Origin of the sequence: Nakamurella multipartita DSM 44233, assembly GCF_000024365.1 — a bacterium.
Lineage (GTDB): Bacteria > Actinomycetota > Actinomycetes > Mycobacteriales > Nakamurellaceae > Nakamurella > Nakamurella multipartita.
The window spans coordinates 1317184-1331985 of record NC_013235.1 but is presented as its reverse complement, the minus strand read 5'-3'; the positions used below and the strand labels follow the sequence as shown (position 1 = coordinate 1331985).

The window sequence follows — 14802 nt, the reverse complement described above, 5'->3', positions numbered from 1 at the left end:
GCCGCTTCCGGCCCGCCGTGACCGACGTCCCGCCGATCGGGTCACTCGGTGGGCCCGCGCCCCGACCCCGAGCCCGACCCGCCCGCCACCGTCCCCGCCGCACCGTCCGGGTCCGGATCGCCGACCGCGGGCGACGCGGCGCCGCTCCCGCCGCCGTCGGCCCGGTCCCCGTGGTCGTGATCGGCCTCGCCCCAGGATCGGCTCGGCGGCGGATCCGACGGAGGCGCCGGCGGCGCCGGCTCGGGGGCCTCGGTCGGTTCACCGCTGGCCATCGGCGACGCCGGGACCTGCGTGTTCACCGTCGGCGGCGGCGGCGTGACCGCCCCGACCAGGTCGATCCCGGCCGCGACCGAGGAGCCGGTCGGCCGGTCGGCGAACCCGTCCGGGCCGGGCCAGGTCAACCCAGCCCCGGCAGCCGCGGGCCGGGTGGTGGCCGGATCGGCGGAATCCACCGCCGCCGCGGCCGGCTCGGCGGCCCACGTCCCTGCGGCCGACGTCACTGCGGCCGACGTCACGGCAGCCGACGTCACGGCAGCCGGTGTGCCGGCGGTCGATGTCACTGCGGCCGACGTCACTGCCGTCGATGTCACTGCCGTCGATGTCACTGCGGTCGATACCCCGGCGGGGCGGGCCGGGACCGTTGCCGTGTCGCCGGCAGTGCCCGCCAGCCAGTCCAGCTCGCTCACCGGCCAGAGCGCGGCCAGGGCCTCCTCGGTCCGCACCGGCCCCCACCGCGTGCGCGGGGAGGCGTACCCGGAACGCGCTGCGGCCGACTCCAGCGCCACCGCCCGGTCGGGCCACAGCACCCGGGTGATCGGCCAGAGCGGGCTGCCCGGCCGGGCGTCGGCCGCGCCGACGGTCACCGAGCCGACCACGATCGCCCCGATGGCGGCGGCCACCGCGACCACCGGACGCGGGGACCTCACCCGGCGGCCGGCGGCCCGGAGCCGGGCCGCCGCAGTCCGAGTCGGTGCGATTCGGGGCGGCTCGATCCGGGGTGCCTCGACCCGGGGCGCCTCGATCCGGGGTGCCTCGATCTCGGGTGGTGGCGAGGTCATCCGGGGCGAGGACGGCAGCGGCCGGTGCACCAGTTCGTGGCGCCATTGCTCCAGCAGGTCCAGCAGCGGCTCGTCCCGCCCGCGGCCCGGGCCGCGTCCGGACGGCCGGCGGGTCCCGCGCAGCCAGGCCCGCCGCTCGGCCTCCAGACCGGATCCGCGCGCGATGGCGTCGATCCGCCGATCGTCGGCGAGCACCCGGTCGAGATCGACCACGGGTGAATCGGGGTCACTCGTGCGCCGGCCCGGCCGTCTCCGCCGCATCAGCTCAGACGTTCGTCGAGCTCGGCCCGACTGCTCAGGCGTTGACGCAGCTTGGCCAGGGCCCGGTGCTGAGCGACGCGCACGGCGCCGGCCGTCATGCCCAGGGCGTCGGCCGTCTCCTCGGCGCTGAGCCCGGCGACCACCCGCAGCCGCAGGATCTCCCGCTGGGTCTCGGGCAGGTGCTCGAGCAGCTCCTCGACGATCGCCGCCGTGGAGCTGGCCGCCACGTAATGGTCGGGTCCCCCCTCGGTGGAGGCGGCGTCCGGGACCTCGGCCATCGGGGTCGAGCGGATCCGGGACGCGGCGCGGTGCGCGTCGGCGACCTTGTGGGCGGCGATACCGTACACGAAGGCCAGGAACGGCTTGCCCTCGCGCCGGAAGGTGGGCAGGGCCGTGAGGACCGCCAAGCACGCCTCCTGCGCGATGTCGTCCGCCGTCGCCAGCGACGACGTCGCCCCGCTCGGGATCCGGGTGCGGCAGTAGCGCACGACCGCGGGCAGGATCCGACCGATGAGCTGTTCGATGGCCGCCGGCTCGCCCTGCACCGCCCGGTCGACGAGATCGTCGATGCCAGTGGGGTCGAACGTGTCCGACGACTGCTCATTCATCGCTCGCGGCGGCACCCCCGTTACACCGTGCGGTCGCGGTGGCCATGTGGTGGGCGGATTGCCCCGCAGAACAGGGCATTCGGCATCTCATGGTAGCCAGCCGAGGTCCGGACGGATCCGAAAATCCACCGTTTGGCGCACCGGCCCGGCCCGCCCAGTCAGTGGAGTGGGGGACCCGATCCGGAGCGCCGGCGAATCAGGCGACGAAGCCGCGGCGGAAACCGAGGGCGACGGCCTGAGCGCGGTCGCGCGCCCCGAGCTTGCGGAACAGCCGCCGCGCGTGCGTCTTGACCGTGTCCTCGGACAGGAACAGCTCGCGGCCGATCTCCCCGTTCGACTGGCCCTGGCTCATGCCCCGCAGCACCTGCATCTCGCGCTCGGTCAGCGGCGCCTCCCCGTCGGGGGTGTCACGCAGGGCCGGCAACCGCGGCGTGGTCAGCGTGTCGGCCAGGGCGGCGACGATCTCCGGCTGGGTGGCGTCCCAGCGCAGGAACCCGCGCGCCCCGCAGGCGATGGCGGCGGCGATCGAGGCGGTGTCGTCCGGCGAGCCGAAGACGATGACCACGGCCGAGGGATGCACCGCCAGCAGCCGGCGGGTCGCCTCGATCCCACTGGTCAGCGCCCGCTGGGTGCCGATCAGCACCACGTCGCTGGGCTGGCGCCCGAAGCGGGACAGCAGTTCGTCCCCACTGGCCACGCAGTCGATGCCGTCGACCGACGGGACCGCTCCCATTACCCGGGTCAGGCCATCACGAGCGCTTCGACGCTCATCGCAAATTAGGACGCTGGTCACGAGACTCCCCCTGCAGACGCTGTGAATGGTACTTGCCTCAGCCCGCTCGGCGGAATGAGGGAGCCCCCGAACGGGCGTGTCACTAACTCGGATGGTCCGTCGTTGTGTGGGCGGACCGGTCGGTACCCGTACCCGGACGGGCGACGGCGAGCGAACAATCCATCCCTCCAGGGCATCTGCACGGAATGTAGTTTTGCAGTTACTGACTGTAGATATACGGGTCGACCGGACTGCATCGGGGGTCGGTGACGCACTTCACACCCGACCCGTCCGACCGTGCCGGCGACAACGATGACGGCGCCTTTCTCAAGATCGACAAAAAAGGTGATCAAGGTCTTGTCGCGGGCGCTGGAGCGCTCTAGGGTCTGGAGATCAACAGGGCCGCGATCAGCGCGGATCCGGCTCCGAGACGCCACGACGCACGCACTTCCACCCCCTCGAGAGGGCCCGGGAAGTGCCGATTGTCGGCGTCCGGCCGACCGCGCCCAGTTCCCCGGCGCTGTCGGCGGGATCGAACAGCACTGCACACCCGGTGTTCCAACCGAGCGCCGAGACCGGCGGCGCGTGTTGCTGTAGAGGAGATCGACGTGGCGGATACCAGGCGCCTTCCCGGACCGAATGCAGACCTCTGGGACTGGCAACTGCACGCGGCGTGTCGGGGAATGGCCAGTTCGTTCTTCTTCCACCCCGAGGGTGAGCGCGGTCCGGCGCGCGCCCGTCGGGAGGCCCAGGCCAAAGCGGTGTGTTTCCAGTGCCCGGCCATGGCGGCCTGCCGGCAACATGCCCTGAAGGTGCACGAGCCCTACGGGATCTGGGGCGGGCTCTCGGAGAGCGAACGGGCGCAGATGCTGACCCTGGCCGGCGTGCACTGAACCGGCGGGCCGCGCCCACCATCGTCGTCTCACACCATCGCCCCCCGGCGTCCCGTCTCGCCGGCCGTCGCCCGGAGCCCCGCGTCCGGACGGGCCGCCACCCTGCCCACCATCACTCGATGGTAGTACTGCGAACGGGAGAATTGGCACTGTCTGCGGACACAGATTGCTACCAATGAGTGAAACCACCCCCGGCTGAGCGCACCTCACCGACCGATCGGCCCAACGGCGAAGGCAGGCCGCCCGACGATGCGTCGGAACGACCTGCCTTCGTGTGTCAGCTCGACCGGATATCGACCCAGCGATCAGTGGCTGTGGCCGTGGTGGCCGTGGCCGTCAGCGCCGTGGTCGTGCTGGTCCTCCGGGAGGTCGACGACGGTCGACTCGGTGGTCAGCACCATGCCGGCGATCGACGCAGCGTTGGACACGGCCGACTTGGTCACCTTGACCGGGTCGATGATGCCGGCCTGCACCAGGTCGACATACCGGTCCTGGCCGGCGTCATAGCCCTCGCCCCGCGGCAGATCCGCGATGCGGTTGACCACGACGGCGCCCTCCTGGCCACCGTTGGCGGCGATCCAGAAGGCCGGGGCGGACAGCGCGCGCCGAACGATGCCGACGCCGAGCGCCTCGTCGCCGGACAGCTGCTCCTGCAGCTCGGCCAGCGCGGCCGAGGCGTGCACCAGCGCGGATCCACCGCCGGCGATGATGCCTTCGGCCACCGCCGCCTTGGTCGCGTTGACCGCGTCCTCGATGCGGTGCTTGCGCTCCTTGGCCTCGATCTCGGTGGCCGCGCCGACCTTGATCAGCGCCACGCCACCGGCCAGCTTGGCCAGCCGCTCCTGCAGCTTCTCCCGATCCCAGTCCGAATCGGTGCTCTCGATGTCGGCCCGCAGCTGCGCGGCCCGATCGGCCACCGCCTCGGCCGAGCCGCCGCCGTCCACGATCGTGGTCGTGTCCTTGGTGACGGTGATGCGCCGGGCCCGGCCCAGCACCTCGGTGCCGACCTCGGCCAGCTTGAGACCGACCTCGGCGGAGACGACCTCGGCCCCGGTGACGATGGCCAGGTCCTGCTGGAAGGCCTTGCGCCGGTCGCCGAAGAACGGCGCCTTGACCGCGACGACGGTGAACGTCTTGCGGATGGCGTTGACCACCAGGGTGGACAGCGCCTCGCCGTCGACGTCCTCGGCCACGATCAGCAGCGGCTTCTTGGCCTCCAGCACCTTCTCCAGCAGCGGGAGCAGGTCGGCCAGGGCGGAGATCTTCTCACGCACCAGCAGCACCAGCGCGTCCTCCAGGACGGCCTCGGCGGCCTCCGGGTCGGTCGCGAAGTACGGCGAGAGGTAGCCCTTGTCGAACTGCACGCCGTCGGTGTACTCGAGCTCGGTGGTCAGCCCGGAGTGCTCCTCGACGCTGACCACGCCGTCGGCGCCGACGTGCTGCAGGGCATCGCCCAGCAGGTCGCCGATCACCTCGTCGCGGGAGGCGATGGTGCCGACCTGGGCGATGGCCTCGCGGTCGCCGGCCACCGGGGTCGCCCACTCAGTGAGCAGCTCGTTGACCCGGTCGGCGGCCTGGGTGATGCCCGAGCGCAGCGCCAGCGGGTTCGCCCCGGCGGTGACGTTGCGCAGGCCCTCGGCGATCATCGCCTGGGTCAGGATGGTCGCGGTCGTGGTGCCGTCGCCGGCCACGTCGTTGGTCTTGGTCGCCGCGGTCTTGGCCAGCTGCGCGCCCATGTTCTCGTTCGGGTCGTCCAGCTCGATGTCGCGAGCGATGGTGACGCCGTCATTGGTGATGGTCGGGCCGCCGAACTTCTTGTCCAGCACCACGTACCGGCCGCGCGGCCCAAGGGTGACCTTCACCGCGTCGGCGAGCTTGTCGACGCCGCGCTGCAGGGCCGCGCGCGCGTCGGTATCGAAGCGGATCTGCTTCGCCATGTGTTGTCCAGTCCTGTTGTCAGCTGGGGAGGGGTTGACTGCGGGCCGTGGGCCCTGGACATCCGTGTCTCGGGGACACAGATGACCGCGCCCCGGCCGCCCGCGAGTGGCGGGCCGCCGGGGCGGGGTGAAAAGCAGCGGACCGACCGGTGCACGAAACTGCGGTCACCGGCCGGTCGGTGTCACTTGTTGACCTTGGCCAGCACGTCACGCGCGGACAGGAGCAGGTACTCCTTGCCGCTGTACTTGACCTCGGTGCCGCCGTACTTGGAGTAGATGACCACGTCGCCCTCGGCAACGTCGATCGGAATGCGCTTGCCGCTGTCGTCGTACCGCCCGGGGCCGACCGCAAGCACGGTGCCCTCCTGCGGCTTCTCCTTGGCGGTGTCGGGGATGACGATGCCGGACGCGGTCGTCGTCTCGGCCTCGTTGGCCTCAACGAGGATCTTGTCCTCGAGCGGCTGGATGTTCACGCTCGCCACGGTGTGACCTCCCCCTTCTGGGGTTCGCTACTGCGGCGGCCGCCCACGGGCGGTCACCGTTGGATTCGGGTGTCCCGGCGCGGTTCGGGCCCGTCGTCGCGGGTGCCGGGCCGTCACTGAGCCGTTCAACTAGCACTCTAGCCATGGGAGTGCCAGGTCTCAACCATCGGGCCCGGCAAATCCCCGGCGCCGCGTCCCGGCCCGTTCAGCGCCGGGCGAAGAACGCCTCGGCCCGGGTCGAGAAGAGCAGGCCCAGCACCATGATCGCCACCGCGATCGTCAGCAGCGAACTCCACTGCAGGTTGCCGCCGAAGGTCAGCATCCCGAACCCGCCGCCGACCAGGTGCAGCAGGGCCAGGACGACGCTCGCCCCGCGGGCCCAGCCGCGACCACGCAGCAGCGCGCGGGCGACCAGCAGGTCGACGGCGGCCAGCAGCAGAGCGGCCAGACCCACCGCCAGCCACACCCCGGCCGCGAGCTGCGACTGCCGCAGGAACGCGGCGTCGCCGCGGGCCAGCAGCACCCCCAGCCCGATCATCGCGGCCAGCACGGCGGCCACCACCAGCAGCACCGCGATCAGGGTGACCCCGGCCGGCCGCCGCACCGAGGGCTCCGCAGACGTCATGCCCCGACTGTGCCATCTCTTCGGGGCCATCTCCCCGGGGCCATCTCCGCGGGGCCAGCCTTCCGGGGCCGACCCGTCGGCCCGCCCCGGCCTGCTCAGCCGGCGGCGTCGGCCAGCGCGTTGCGCAGCCGGTGCACCTCGTCCAGCGCCGGGCGAACCGTGCCGGCGGCCAGATGCGCGTCGTACCACTGGTTGTCCAGATCGATCTCGACCCGCGTCAGCGCCGCCTCGGCGGCCATCCGCCGGCCCGGGGTCAGCTCGGTGTCCACCTGCCGCAGCCAGCTGCGCAGAGCCGGTTCGTCGGCCGCGCCGTCCAGCAATGCCGGCTGGAAGTCGGCCAGCAGCAGCGTGATCGCGGCCAGGGCCGCGTCCACCTCGGCGACGGGCAGGGTGGAGCCGGCGGTGGTCACCGCCCGGATGGCGGTGGACAGCTGGTCGCCGGTGCGCCCGTCGGTGCTCTGGCGCAGCCGGGTCAGCAGGGCCTGGCCGGCGGCCGTCCCCAAGAACGGGCTGGGATCGTGCGCGGTGGTCGCGGTCATCGACACTCCTCGGTCAACAGGGCTGTGATTCGGATCACGAATCACCCCTGCCAGGGTAGGCGAGCCCCGGGTGAACGGGGCCGGACCGAGACAGCCAAGAAACGGGCCGAGTAGGCCTGACAAGGAGGCCGGACCGAGAAGGTCAGGGCACCAGCACGGTGGCCACCGGCAGCCCGGGGTTGCCGGTCAGCGCCGGCCCGGACGGCACCCCGCCGGCGGCCAGCACCGCCGCCCCGACGGCGGCGATCATCGCGCCGTTGTCGGTGCACAGCCCGGGTCGCGGCACCCGCAAGGTCAGCCCGGCGGCCGCACACCGCTGCTGGGCCAGGGCCCGCAGCCGCCCGTTGGCCGCCACCCCGCCGGCCACCACGACGGTGCCGATGCCCAGTTCCACGGCCGCGCGGACGGTCTTGGCCGTGAGCACGTCGACCACGGCCTCCTGGAAGCTGGCGCAGACGTCGGGCACGTCGACCACCCGGCCGTCGCGCTCGGCCTGCTCGATGTACCGGGCGACGGCGGTCTTCAGGCCGGAGAAGGAGAAGTCGTAGGCCGGGTCCTGCGGACCGGTCAGGCCGCGCGGGAAGCGGATCGCGGCCGGGTCGCCGTCACCGGCCAGCCGATCGATGACCGGGCCGCCCGGGTAGCTCAACCCGAGCAACCGCGCCACCTTGTCGTACGCCTCGCCGGCGGCATCGTCGATGGTGGTGCCGATCTCGGTGATCGAGCCGGCCAGGTCGTCCACCCGCAGCAGCTGGGTGTGACCGCCGGAGACCAGGAGGGCCAGCGCCGGCGTGGGCAGCGGCCCGTGTTCCAGGGTGTCCGCCGCGACGTGCCCGGCGAGGTGGTTGACCCCGAACAGGGGCACGTCCCAGGCGGCCGCGTAGGCCTTGGCCGCGGCCACGCCGACCAGCAGCGCACCGGCCAGCCCGGGTCCGGCGGTCACGGCGATCGCGTCGACGTCGCGCGGCTCGAGCCCGGCCCGCGCGAATGCCGCCCGCACCGTGGGCACCATCGCCTCCAGATGCGCGCGGGAGGCGATCTCGGGCACCACGCCGCCGAACCGGGCGTGCTCGTCCTGGCTGGAGGCGACCGCCTGGCCGAGCAGCTCGGGCCCGTCGGCGCCCACCCGGACCAGGCCGACACCCGTTTCGTCGCAAGAGGTCTCGATGCCCAGCAGGACGGCCCCGCGGCCCTCGGGGGCGGTCATCGGGGCCGGGCCATGGTGTAGGCGTCGGCCCCGCTGTGGTAGTAGCGGCGCCGGGTACCGACGATCACGAAACCCTCCGACTCGTACAGGGCGATGGCCGCGGCATTGTCCGTGCGCACCTCCAGCAGGATCCGCCGGTCTCCGGCGTGGGCCAGCAGCGCACGCAGCAGGCCCCGGCCCAGGCCGGCGCCCTGGGCCGCCGGCCGCACGCCGATGGTGTGCACCTCGGCCTCGTCGCCGAGCAGCGAGATCCCCGCGTACCCGTCGACCACGCCGGCGGCATCCCGATGCACGACGTAGTGGCAGCCGGCGGCCAACTCGCCGGCGAACATCTCCGCGGTCCACGGCGCGTCCCCCGGGAACAGGATCTCCTCCAGCTCGACCAGGGTCGGGATGTCGGCCGGCACGATCTGCTCGAGCGGGATCGGGGCCAGCGCCGCGGCCATCATCGGCCCAGCACCGACTTGCGCGCGCCGGGCACGGTGGCGTCCGGACGGCGCAGGTACAGCGGGACCAGCGGGCCGGGCACCACATCGGTGAGCAGGCCGGTGGCCGCGCATTCGACCAGGCCGAGCACCGGCGCGTCCGCGGGCACTGTCAGCCGCTCTGCCAGCTGCTCTGTGCCGGGCAGCTCGAGCAATTCCGCGCCGGCCCCGGCGACGTGAATGGGCCGCAGGTCGTGCTCGGCCAGCAGGTCGGGGACGGCGGCCGGCGCGGCCACCAGCGGACCGAGCACCCGCCGGCCGTCGGCCCGGTACCCGCTCACGTAGACCTCGCGCCGGCGCGCGTCGGTGACCACCAGCAGATCCCCGGACAGCGGGGACAGCGATCGGGCCAGCCCGTCATGGCTGGGCACGCCGTGCACCGGGCGGTTCAGGGCGTCCCCCAGCGACGCGGCGGTGACCATGCCCACCCGCAGGCCGGTGAACGGGCCCGGGCCGATCCCCACGACCACCGCGTCCAGCTCCCGCAGGGTCCGGCCGGCCTGCGCCAACGCGTCCGCGACCAGGGGCATCAGCCGTTCGGCGTGCCCGAGCCCGTCGGTGACGGCACGCTGCGCCAGCACCTGAGCGGGGCGCACGGGGCCGGTCGGGTCGGCCTGCAGCGCGGCGATCAGTTCATGCGGGCGGCGCAACTGGACGACCCCGGCGGACACCTGCGGGGTGGAGGTGTCGAGAGCGAGGACGAGCACGATGGGCCATCTTACGGTCGCCCGGCCGATACGCTGGCGGCTCGAGCCGGCCGCCGGCCGGGCGGGGAGGCGAACGTGGCCGATCAGGTCACCCTGGCGGATGTGGCCCGTTGGGCCGGGGTGTCGGTGGCCACCGCGTCGCGGGCGCTGCACGGCTCGGTCGGGCGCACCGTCAACCCCGAGCTGCGGGCCCGGGTGCAGGCCGCCGCCGCCGAGCTGAACTACTCCCCCAACGCCAACGCGCAGGCCGTCGTCCGGGGCACCACGACCACCGTCGGCCTGATCGTGCACGACATCGCCGACCCGTCCGCGGCCGCGCTGGCCGCAGGTGTGATGGCCGCCGCGGCCACCCGGAACCTGATCGTGACGATCTCCTCGACCCTGTCCGACCCGTTGGCCGAGGTGCGGCACGTGGAGGCGTTGCGCCGGCAACGGGCCCGTGCGATCGTGCTGGCCGGATCCCGCTTCAACGACCCGGAGTCGGCCGGCCGGCTGGCCGAGGAGCTGCTGGGTTACGCCGTCGGCGGCGGGCACGTCGCCGTGGTCGGGCAGCACCGGCTGCCGCTGAACACCATCGCGATCGACAACGCCGGCAGCGCCCGTCGGCTCGCTCTGACCCTGGCCGACCTTGGTTATCGCCGGGCCGCCGTGCTGTCCGGGCCGGAGGCCATCGCCACCTCCGAGGACCGGGTCAGCGGCTTTCGGGCCGGCCTGGACCAGGCCGGCGTGACGCTGGATCCGGACCTGGTGATCGCCGCGCCGTTCACCCGGGACGGCGGGTACGTGGCGATGACCGAGCTGCTCGACCTGGGGGCGCTCGACCACGACCTGACCGAGGCCGGTGCCGACGGCTCCGGTCACGACCGGCCCAGCAGCGGCATCGACCTGGTGTTCGCCGTCAACGACGTGATGGCGGTCGGCGCGGTCGCCGCGCTACGAGACCGGGGCGTGCGGGTGCCCGCGGACGTCGCGGTGGCCGGCTTCGACGACATCTCCACCCTGCGCGACGTCCGGCCCGCGCTGACCACGGTCCGGTTGCCGATGCAGCGGATCGGCGCCGACGCCCTCGAGCTGGCCCTGGGCACCACGTTCGACGCGGACGCCGACTCGGCGGAGCGAGGCGCCCGGGTGCTCACCGTGGCCGGCGACGTCGTGATCCGGGAGAGCACGCCGGCCCGCGGCTGAACCCGTACGCACAGGAACCGCTCAGGCTCTGCCTGGCTCGCGCTGGGCCGGCCGGACGAGCATGAGGTCCATGACCCTGGCCACCCTGACCCGTTCATCCGGTGCGACGGGCGCCCGCGCCGGCGTGCAGGCCGTCCGGGCCGGCACCGGTCCGCTGGTCCAGTTGGTCCGATTCGGCCTGGTCGGCGGCGCCGCGAGCGTGGTCCAGCTGGCTCTCTACGCCTTCCTGGCCGACTGCGTCGGCGCGCAGCCGGCCACCATCGCGTCCTGGCTGGTCTCCACCCTGGTCGCGACCGAAGCGCACCGGCGCTACTCGTTCCCCGCGGCCGGGGCGACCGCCGCTCCCGCCGGCCGGGCCGAGGGCGACCACCTGGTCGGCATCCTGACCTCGCTGGCCACCCTGGCGCTGAGCATGATCGCGGTCGCCGCGCTGGACGACCCCGCCGGAGCGGCCGGGGTGCTGGCCCTGATCGCGGTCAATGCCGGGGTCGGCGGGCTGCGGTTTCTGAGCCTGCGTTGGTGGCTCGTCGGGCGGCGTCGCCGCGCCGGGTATCGGCCCGTGGCCGCCGCGGCTCCTGTGACCGCCCCGCTCGTCAGGGGCCCGATCGTCGGGGAACCGATCGTCAGGGAACCGTCACATCTGAACTCTTGATCCGTTCTGGTCGCTGACGATGAGCTGAACCGTGATCGGCCCCCGCGCCGCCCACCTTCGTTCTGGAGTCGTCATGAGTGACCTCGATACCCGCGCCGGCGGCCCGTCCGCCGCGCCGCGCAGCCGCAAGAAGATCGTCCTGATCACCGTCGCCGCCGTGCTGGTGGTCGGCGCCGTGGTCGGGCTGGCCCTGTTCCAGCCGTGGAAGCTGTTCACCCGCAGCACCGTCGACGAGGCCGCGCCGACGGTGGCCGCGGCCGCCGCCCAGACCGCCGCCGCCACCGTGGTCGCGACCGGGGCCGGCACGGCCGCGAGCACCCCGCCGCCGACCGTCCCGACCAATCAGGCCGCCAACCCACCCGCCGACCCGCCGGCCGACCCGGTCGTGCTGGCCACCGGCTCGTTCGTCGACGGCGAGCACGCCACCACCGGCACCGCCACGGTGCTGCAGCTGCCGGACGGATCGCGGTACCTGCGCCTGGAGAACTTCTCCACCAGCGACGGCCCGGACGTGGACGTCGCACTGTCCGACCAGCCGGCCGGGGGCGATGACTGGGGTCGCTACGACGACGGCCGCTACGTGCACCTGGGCGACCTCAAAGGCACCGACGGCAACCAGAACTACCCGATCCCGGCCGACGCCGACCTGACCGGCCTGACCTCGGTGGTCATCTGGTGCGATCGGTTCAACGTCGCCTTCGGCACCGCCGCGGTCACCCTGTAGGTGGGGGCGGCGGATGCTCCTATGGTTGTCAAGCTGCTTTGGCGGGTCGTTTTTCTGCGGACGCGGACGTAAGCGCGAGGAAGACTTCTCGGGCGACATATCGCTTGAGGCAGCGGATGATCTCGGGCTTGGTCAGCCCCTGGGCGGTGCGTCGGGCGATGTAGTTCTTGGTTCGATCATCGGTGCCCATGCGGGTGATGACGATGCGCCAGAGTGCGCTATTGGCGGCTCGGTCTCCGCCGCGGTTGAGCCGGTGCCGGGTCGTCCTGCCCGACGAAGCAGGCAAGGGCGCCACGCCGCACAGCATCGCGAAGGCGGCCTCGTTGGTGAGGCGGTCGGCATTCTCGCCGGCCGTGACGAGCATCTGCCCGGCCACGTCGGGACCGATGCCTTTGAGTGCGAGCAGCCCGGGGTTGATCTGGGCCACGAGCGGACCGAGCAGCTCGTCGAGATCGGCGATCTCGACGCTGAGCGCCCGGTGGCGCCGAGCAAGAGAGCGCAGCGCGATCTTGGTGGCCGTGCCCGGATCGCCGGCACCGGCACGGTCCGGCCGCTGGTCGGCGCAGACCTTGATCAGTTCTCGGTCGGGCAACGCCCGCAGCTGGGCGCGCAGCGATTCCGGTGCGGTGACGATCAGCGCCTTGATCTGTCGCTGCACGTCAGCGCGTTGCCCGACGGCCGAACGGCGCGCCACCCGCAATGCCCGCAGCGCCTCGACACGACCGTCTCGATGCTTGGGCAGCCCGGTGCGCACCCGGGCCAACGCGGCCCGGGCCGCAGCCTCGGCATCGACGGGATCGGATTTGCCCTGCCACCGGCGGGCCTTGCGGTCGGGCCGGTCGACCTCGACCATGGCCACGCCCTGGGCGGCCAGCAATCGGGCCAGGCCGGCCCCGTAGACACCGGTGCCCTCGACACCGACCAGCAGCAGCGTCCCGAACCCGCGCAGCCACCGTAGCAACGCCCGGTAGCCGGCGGCGTCGGTGGGGAACTGGGCCGACCCCAACACCCGCCCCGCGGTGTCCACCGCTGCCGCGGTGTGGGTGTCCTTATGGGTGTCCACACCGCCGACCACCTCGACCGCCGATGAGTCTGCTTGTCGCTCCGCTTGTACTGCTGTCATCGTTGACCTGCCGTCCTGTCGCTGAACCGGGAAGGGCGGCACGCGCCGGTCGGGCGGGCGGACAAGACAGTGACGGGGCCTCTGGCCAGGCTCCTATAAGGTCACGACGCCCGTCCGGCAGGTGCCGAGATCGCCGCCGAACCCCGGCCGACACATCCCGTTCAGGACACCACGGTCAGTCAGGGCACGAGTCAAGCCGAAGCTCGACGGCGATCCACCCCTACATCCTCACTGTCAGGACAGGTGGATCTCCACCTCGGGCTCCCACTTGTGCACCCAGTCCGAACCGACCTCGTCCTGGGTGGCGTCGGCGACCTGATGCTCGTGCCCCTGGCCGGCCGGCAGCAGGCGCACCACCACCGACTTGGAGGTCGGGGTGTTGCTCTCCAGCGCGGTCGAGTCCAGCGGGATCAGCGGGCTGGTCTCCGGGTAGTAGGCCGCCGCCGACCCCCGCGGGGTGTCGTAGGACACGACCCGGAACTGCCGCACGCAGCGGACCACTTCGTCGTCGGGCCAGTGGGTCTCGATGTCCACCAGCTGCCCGTCGGTGAAGCCGCGCGCCGTGATGTCCTCCGGGTTCAGGAAGATCACCTTGCGGCCGCCCTCGATGCCGCGGTAGCGGTCCGAGAGCCCGTAGATGGTGGTGTTGTACTGGTCGTGGCTGCGCAGGGTCTGCAGCAGCAGATGCCCGGCCGGCACCTCGATCGTCTCGATGGGTGAGACCGCGAACTCGGCCCGCCCCGAGGTGGTCGGGAAGGTGCGCGTGTCGCGCGGCGGGTGCGGCATCACGAACCCGCCGGGCCGCCGCACGTTGACCTCGTAGGACTCGCAACCGGGCACGACCCGGGAAATGTGCCCACGGATGACGCTGTAGTCACGCCGCATGCCCGCCCAGTCGATGCCGTAACGATCACCCAGGGTGGCCTCGGCCATCCGGCAGACGATCTCCACCTCGGACTTCAGGTGCGGGCTGGCCGGCTTGAGCGGGCCCTTGGACGAGTGCACCGCGCAGGTGGAGTCTTCGACCGAGATCCACTGCTCGCCGGAGGCCTGGACGTCCTTCTCGGTCCGGCCCTTGGTCGGCAGGATCAGCGCGGTCTGCCCGCAGACCAGGTGCGAGCGGTTCAGCTTGGTGGACACCTGCACGGTCAGCCGGGCCCGCTGCATCGCCTCGATGACGACCTCGGTGTCCGGGGAGGCCTGCACGAAGTTGCCGCCCAACCCGATGAACACGTGGGCCTGCCCGTCGCGCAGCGCGCGGATCGAGTCGACCGCGTCGAGGCCGTGCTCGCGGGGCGGGTCGAAGCCGAACTCCAGCTGCAGCGCGTCCAGGAAGTTGCGCGGCGGCCGCTCCCAGATCCCCATCGTGCGGTCGCCCTGCACGTTGGAGTGCCCGCGGACCGGGAACAGGCCGGCGCCGGGCTTTCCGATGTTGCCCTGGGCGAAGGCCAGGTTGCAGACCTCGCGGATGGTGGCCACCCCGTTGCGGTGCTGGGTCAGGCCCATCGCCCAGCAGAACACCGTCGCCGATGAGAAGCCCTGTG

Annotated in this window: 15 protein-coding genes and 1 pseudogene; 4 read left to right on the top strand and 12 right to left on the bottom strand. The window is 72.7% G+C overall.

Annotated elements, in window-relative coordinates:
- Positions 1-41: 41 nt before the first annotated feature.
- The 3 genes from NAMU_RS06055 to NAMU_RS06045 form a co-directional block, all read right to left on the bottom strand.
- Positions 42-1271: a RodZ family helix-turn-helix domain-containing protein gene (locus NAMU_RS06055; RefSeq protein WP_041368489.1), complete on the bottom strand. Its 1230-nt coding sequence runs from the start codon at positions 1269-1271 to the stop codon at positions 42-44.
- Between the two features lie 47 nt (positions 1272-1318).
- Complete coding sequence (shbA, locus tag NAMU_RS06050; RefSeq protein WP_015746531.1) at positions 1319-1927, bottom strand: RNA polymerase sigma factor ShbA; 609 nt, start codon at positions 1925-1927, stop codon at positions 1319-1321.
- Positions 1928-2123: 196 nt separating this feature from the next.
- Positions 2124-2720 (bottom strand): response regulator transcription factor, encoded by a 597-nt coding sequence (locus tag NAMU_RS06045; RefSeq protein WP_015746530.1) that lies wholly within the window; start codon positions 2718-2720, stop codon positions 2124-2126.
- Between the two features lie 587 nt (positions 2721-3307).
- On the opposite strand from NAMU_RS06045, the gene NAMU_RS06040 reads away from it, so the two are divergent.
- Entirely contained in the window at positions 3308-3592 is a 285-nt protein-coding gene (locus tag NAMU_RS06040; RefSeq protein ID WP_015746529.1) for a WhiB family transcriptional regulator, read from the top strand.
- Between the two features lie 305 nt (positions 3593-3897).
- On the opposite strand, the gene groL is transcribed toward NAMU_RS06040, so the two are convergent.
- From groL to tsaB, 7 genes are all read right to left on the bottom strand, one after another.
- A complete protein-coding gene (gene groL / locus NAMU_RS06035) occupies positions 3898-5529 on the bottom strand; it encodes a chaperonin GroEL (protein ID WP_015746528.1) in 1632 nt (543 codons plus the stop codon).
- Between the two features lie 182 nt (positions 5530-5711).
- The gene (gene groES, locus NAMU_RS06030; protein WP_015746527.1) at positions 5712-6011 is read right to left on the bottom strand and encodes a co-chaperone GroES; all 300 of its coding nucleotides are present in this window, start codon (positions 6009-6011) and stop codon (positions 5712-5714) included.
- A 205-nt stretch (positions 6012-6216) separates the two neighbouring features.
- Positions 6217-6636 (bottom strand): hypothetical protein, encoded by a 420-nt coding sequence (locus tag NAMU_RS06025; protein ID WP_138179978.1) that lies wholly within the window; start codon positions 6634-6636, stop codon positions 6217-6219.
- A gap of 95 nt (positions 6637-6731) precedes the next feature.
- A complete protein-coding gene (locus NAMU_RS06020; RefSeq protein ID WP_015746525.1) occupies positions 6732-7175 on the bottom strand; it encodes a hypothetical protein in 444 nt (147 codons plus the stop codon).
- A gap of 142 nt (positions 7176-7317) precedes the next feature.
- A complete protein-coding gene (tsaD, locus tag NAMU_RS06015; RefSeq protein ID WP_015746524.1) occupies positions 7318-8382 on the bottom strand; it encodes a tRNA (adenosine(37)-N6)-threonylcarbamoyltransferase complex transferase subunit TsaD in 1065 nt (354 codons plus the stop codon).
- The gene (gene rimI / locus NAMU_RS06010; protein ID WP_015746523.1) at positions 8379-8831 is read right to left on the bottom strand and encodes a ribosomal protein S18-alanine N-acetyltransferase; all 453 of its coding nucleotides are present in this window, start codon (positions 8829-8831) and stop codon (positions 8379-8381) included. Before rimI ends, tsaD begins: the two co-directional genes overlap by 4 nt.
- Positions 8828-9574 carry a tRNA (adenosine(37)-N6)-threonylcarbamoyltransferase complex dimerization subunit type 1 TsaB gene (gene tsaB, locus NAMU_RS06005; protein ID WP_015746522.1) on the bottom strand — a complete coding sequence of 249 codons (747 nt, stop codon included), beginning with the start codon at positions 9572-9574 and terminating at the stop codon, positions 8828-8830. Before tsaB ends, rimI begins: the two co-directional genes overlap by 4 nt.
- 75 nt (positions 9575-9649) lie before the next feature.
- On the opposite strand from tsaB, the gene NAMU_RS06000 reads away from it, so the two are divergent.
- The 3 genes from NAMU_RS06000 to NAMU_RS05990 all read left to right on the top strand — a co-directional run bounded on the left by NAMU_RS06000 (position 9650) and on the right by NAMU_RS05990 (position 12135).
- Entirely contained in the window at positions 9650-10759 is a 1110-nt protein-coding gene (locus NAMU_RS06000; protein ID WP_015746521.1) for a LacI family DNA-binding transcriptional regulator, read from the top strand.
- A 70-nt stretch (positions 10760-10829) separates the two neighbouring features.
- Complete coding sequence (locus NAMU_RS05995) at positions 10830-11411, top strand: GtrA family protein (RefSeq protein WP_015746520.1); 582 nt, start codon at positions 10830-10832, stop codon at positions 11409-11411.
- A 73-nt stretch (positions 11412-11484) separates the two neighbouring features.
- Positions 11485-12135, top strand: coding sequence for a DM13 domain-containing protein (locus NAMU_RS05990; RefSeq protein WP_015746519.1), 651 nt, complete (start codon positions 11485-11487; stop codon positions 12133-12135).
- Between the two features lie 28 nt (positions 12136-12163).
- On the opposite strand, the gene NAMU_RS05985 is transcribed toward NAMU_RS05990, so the two are convergent.
- Together NAMU_RS05985 and NAMU_RS05980 are read right to left on the bottom strand one after the other, a co-directional pair.
- A complete protein-coding gene (locus tag NAMU_RS05985; protein WP_052307831.1) occupies positions 12164-13258 on the bottom strand; it encodes an IS110 family RNA-guided transposase in 1095 nt (364 codons plus the stop codon).
- Positions 13259-13492: 234 nt separating this feature from the next.
- Positions 13493-14791 (bottom strand): annotated as a pseudogene (locus NAMU_RS05980) (molybdopterin dinucleotide binding domain-containing protein); the annotation flags it as partial.
- Between the last annotated feature and the right edge of the window lie 11 nt (positions 14792-14802).

Bases quoted from the DNA above. Each gene is read 5' to 3' on its own strand.
- NAMU_RS05995 (WP_015746520.1), top strand. From the start codon at position 10,830: ATGACCCTGGCCACCCTGACCCGTTCATCCGGTGCGACGGGCGCCCGC.
- NAMU_RS05985 (WP_052307831.1), bottom strand. From the start codon at position 13,258: ATGACAGCAGTACAAGCGGAGCGACAAGCAGACTCATCGGCGGTCGAG.
- tsaD (WP_015746524.1), bottom strand. From the start codon at position 8,382: ATGACCGCCCCCGAGGGCCGCGGGGCCGTCCTGCTGGGCATCGAGACC.
- rimI (WP_015746523.1), bottom strand. From the start codon at position 8,831: ATGATGGCCGCGGCGCTGGCCCCGATCCCGCTCGAGCAGATCGTGCCG.
- shbA (WP_015746531.1), bottom strand. From the start codon at position 1,927: ATGAATGAGCAGTCGTCGGACACGTTCGACCCCACTGGCATCGACGAT.
- groL (WP_015746528.1), bottom strand. From the start codon at position 5,529: ATGGCGAAGCAGATCCGCTTCGATACCGACGCGCGCGCGGCCCTGCAG.
- NAMU_RS05990 (WP_015746519.1), top strand. From the start codon at position 11,485: ATGAGTGACCTCGATACCCGCGCCGGCGGCCCGTCCGCCGCGCCGCGC.
- NAMU_RS06020 (WP_015746525.1), bottom strand. From the start codon at position 7,175: ATGACCGCGACCACCGCGCACGATCCCAGCCCGTTCTTGGGGACGGCC.
- NAMU_RS06025 (WP_138179978.1), bottom strand. From the start codon at position 6,636: ATGACGTCTGCGGAGCCCTCGGTGCGGCGGCCGGCCGGGGTCACCCTG.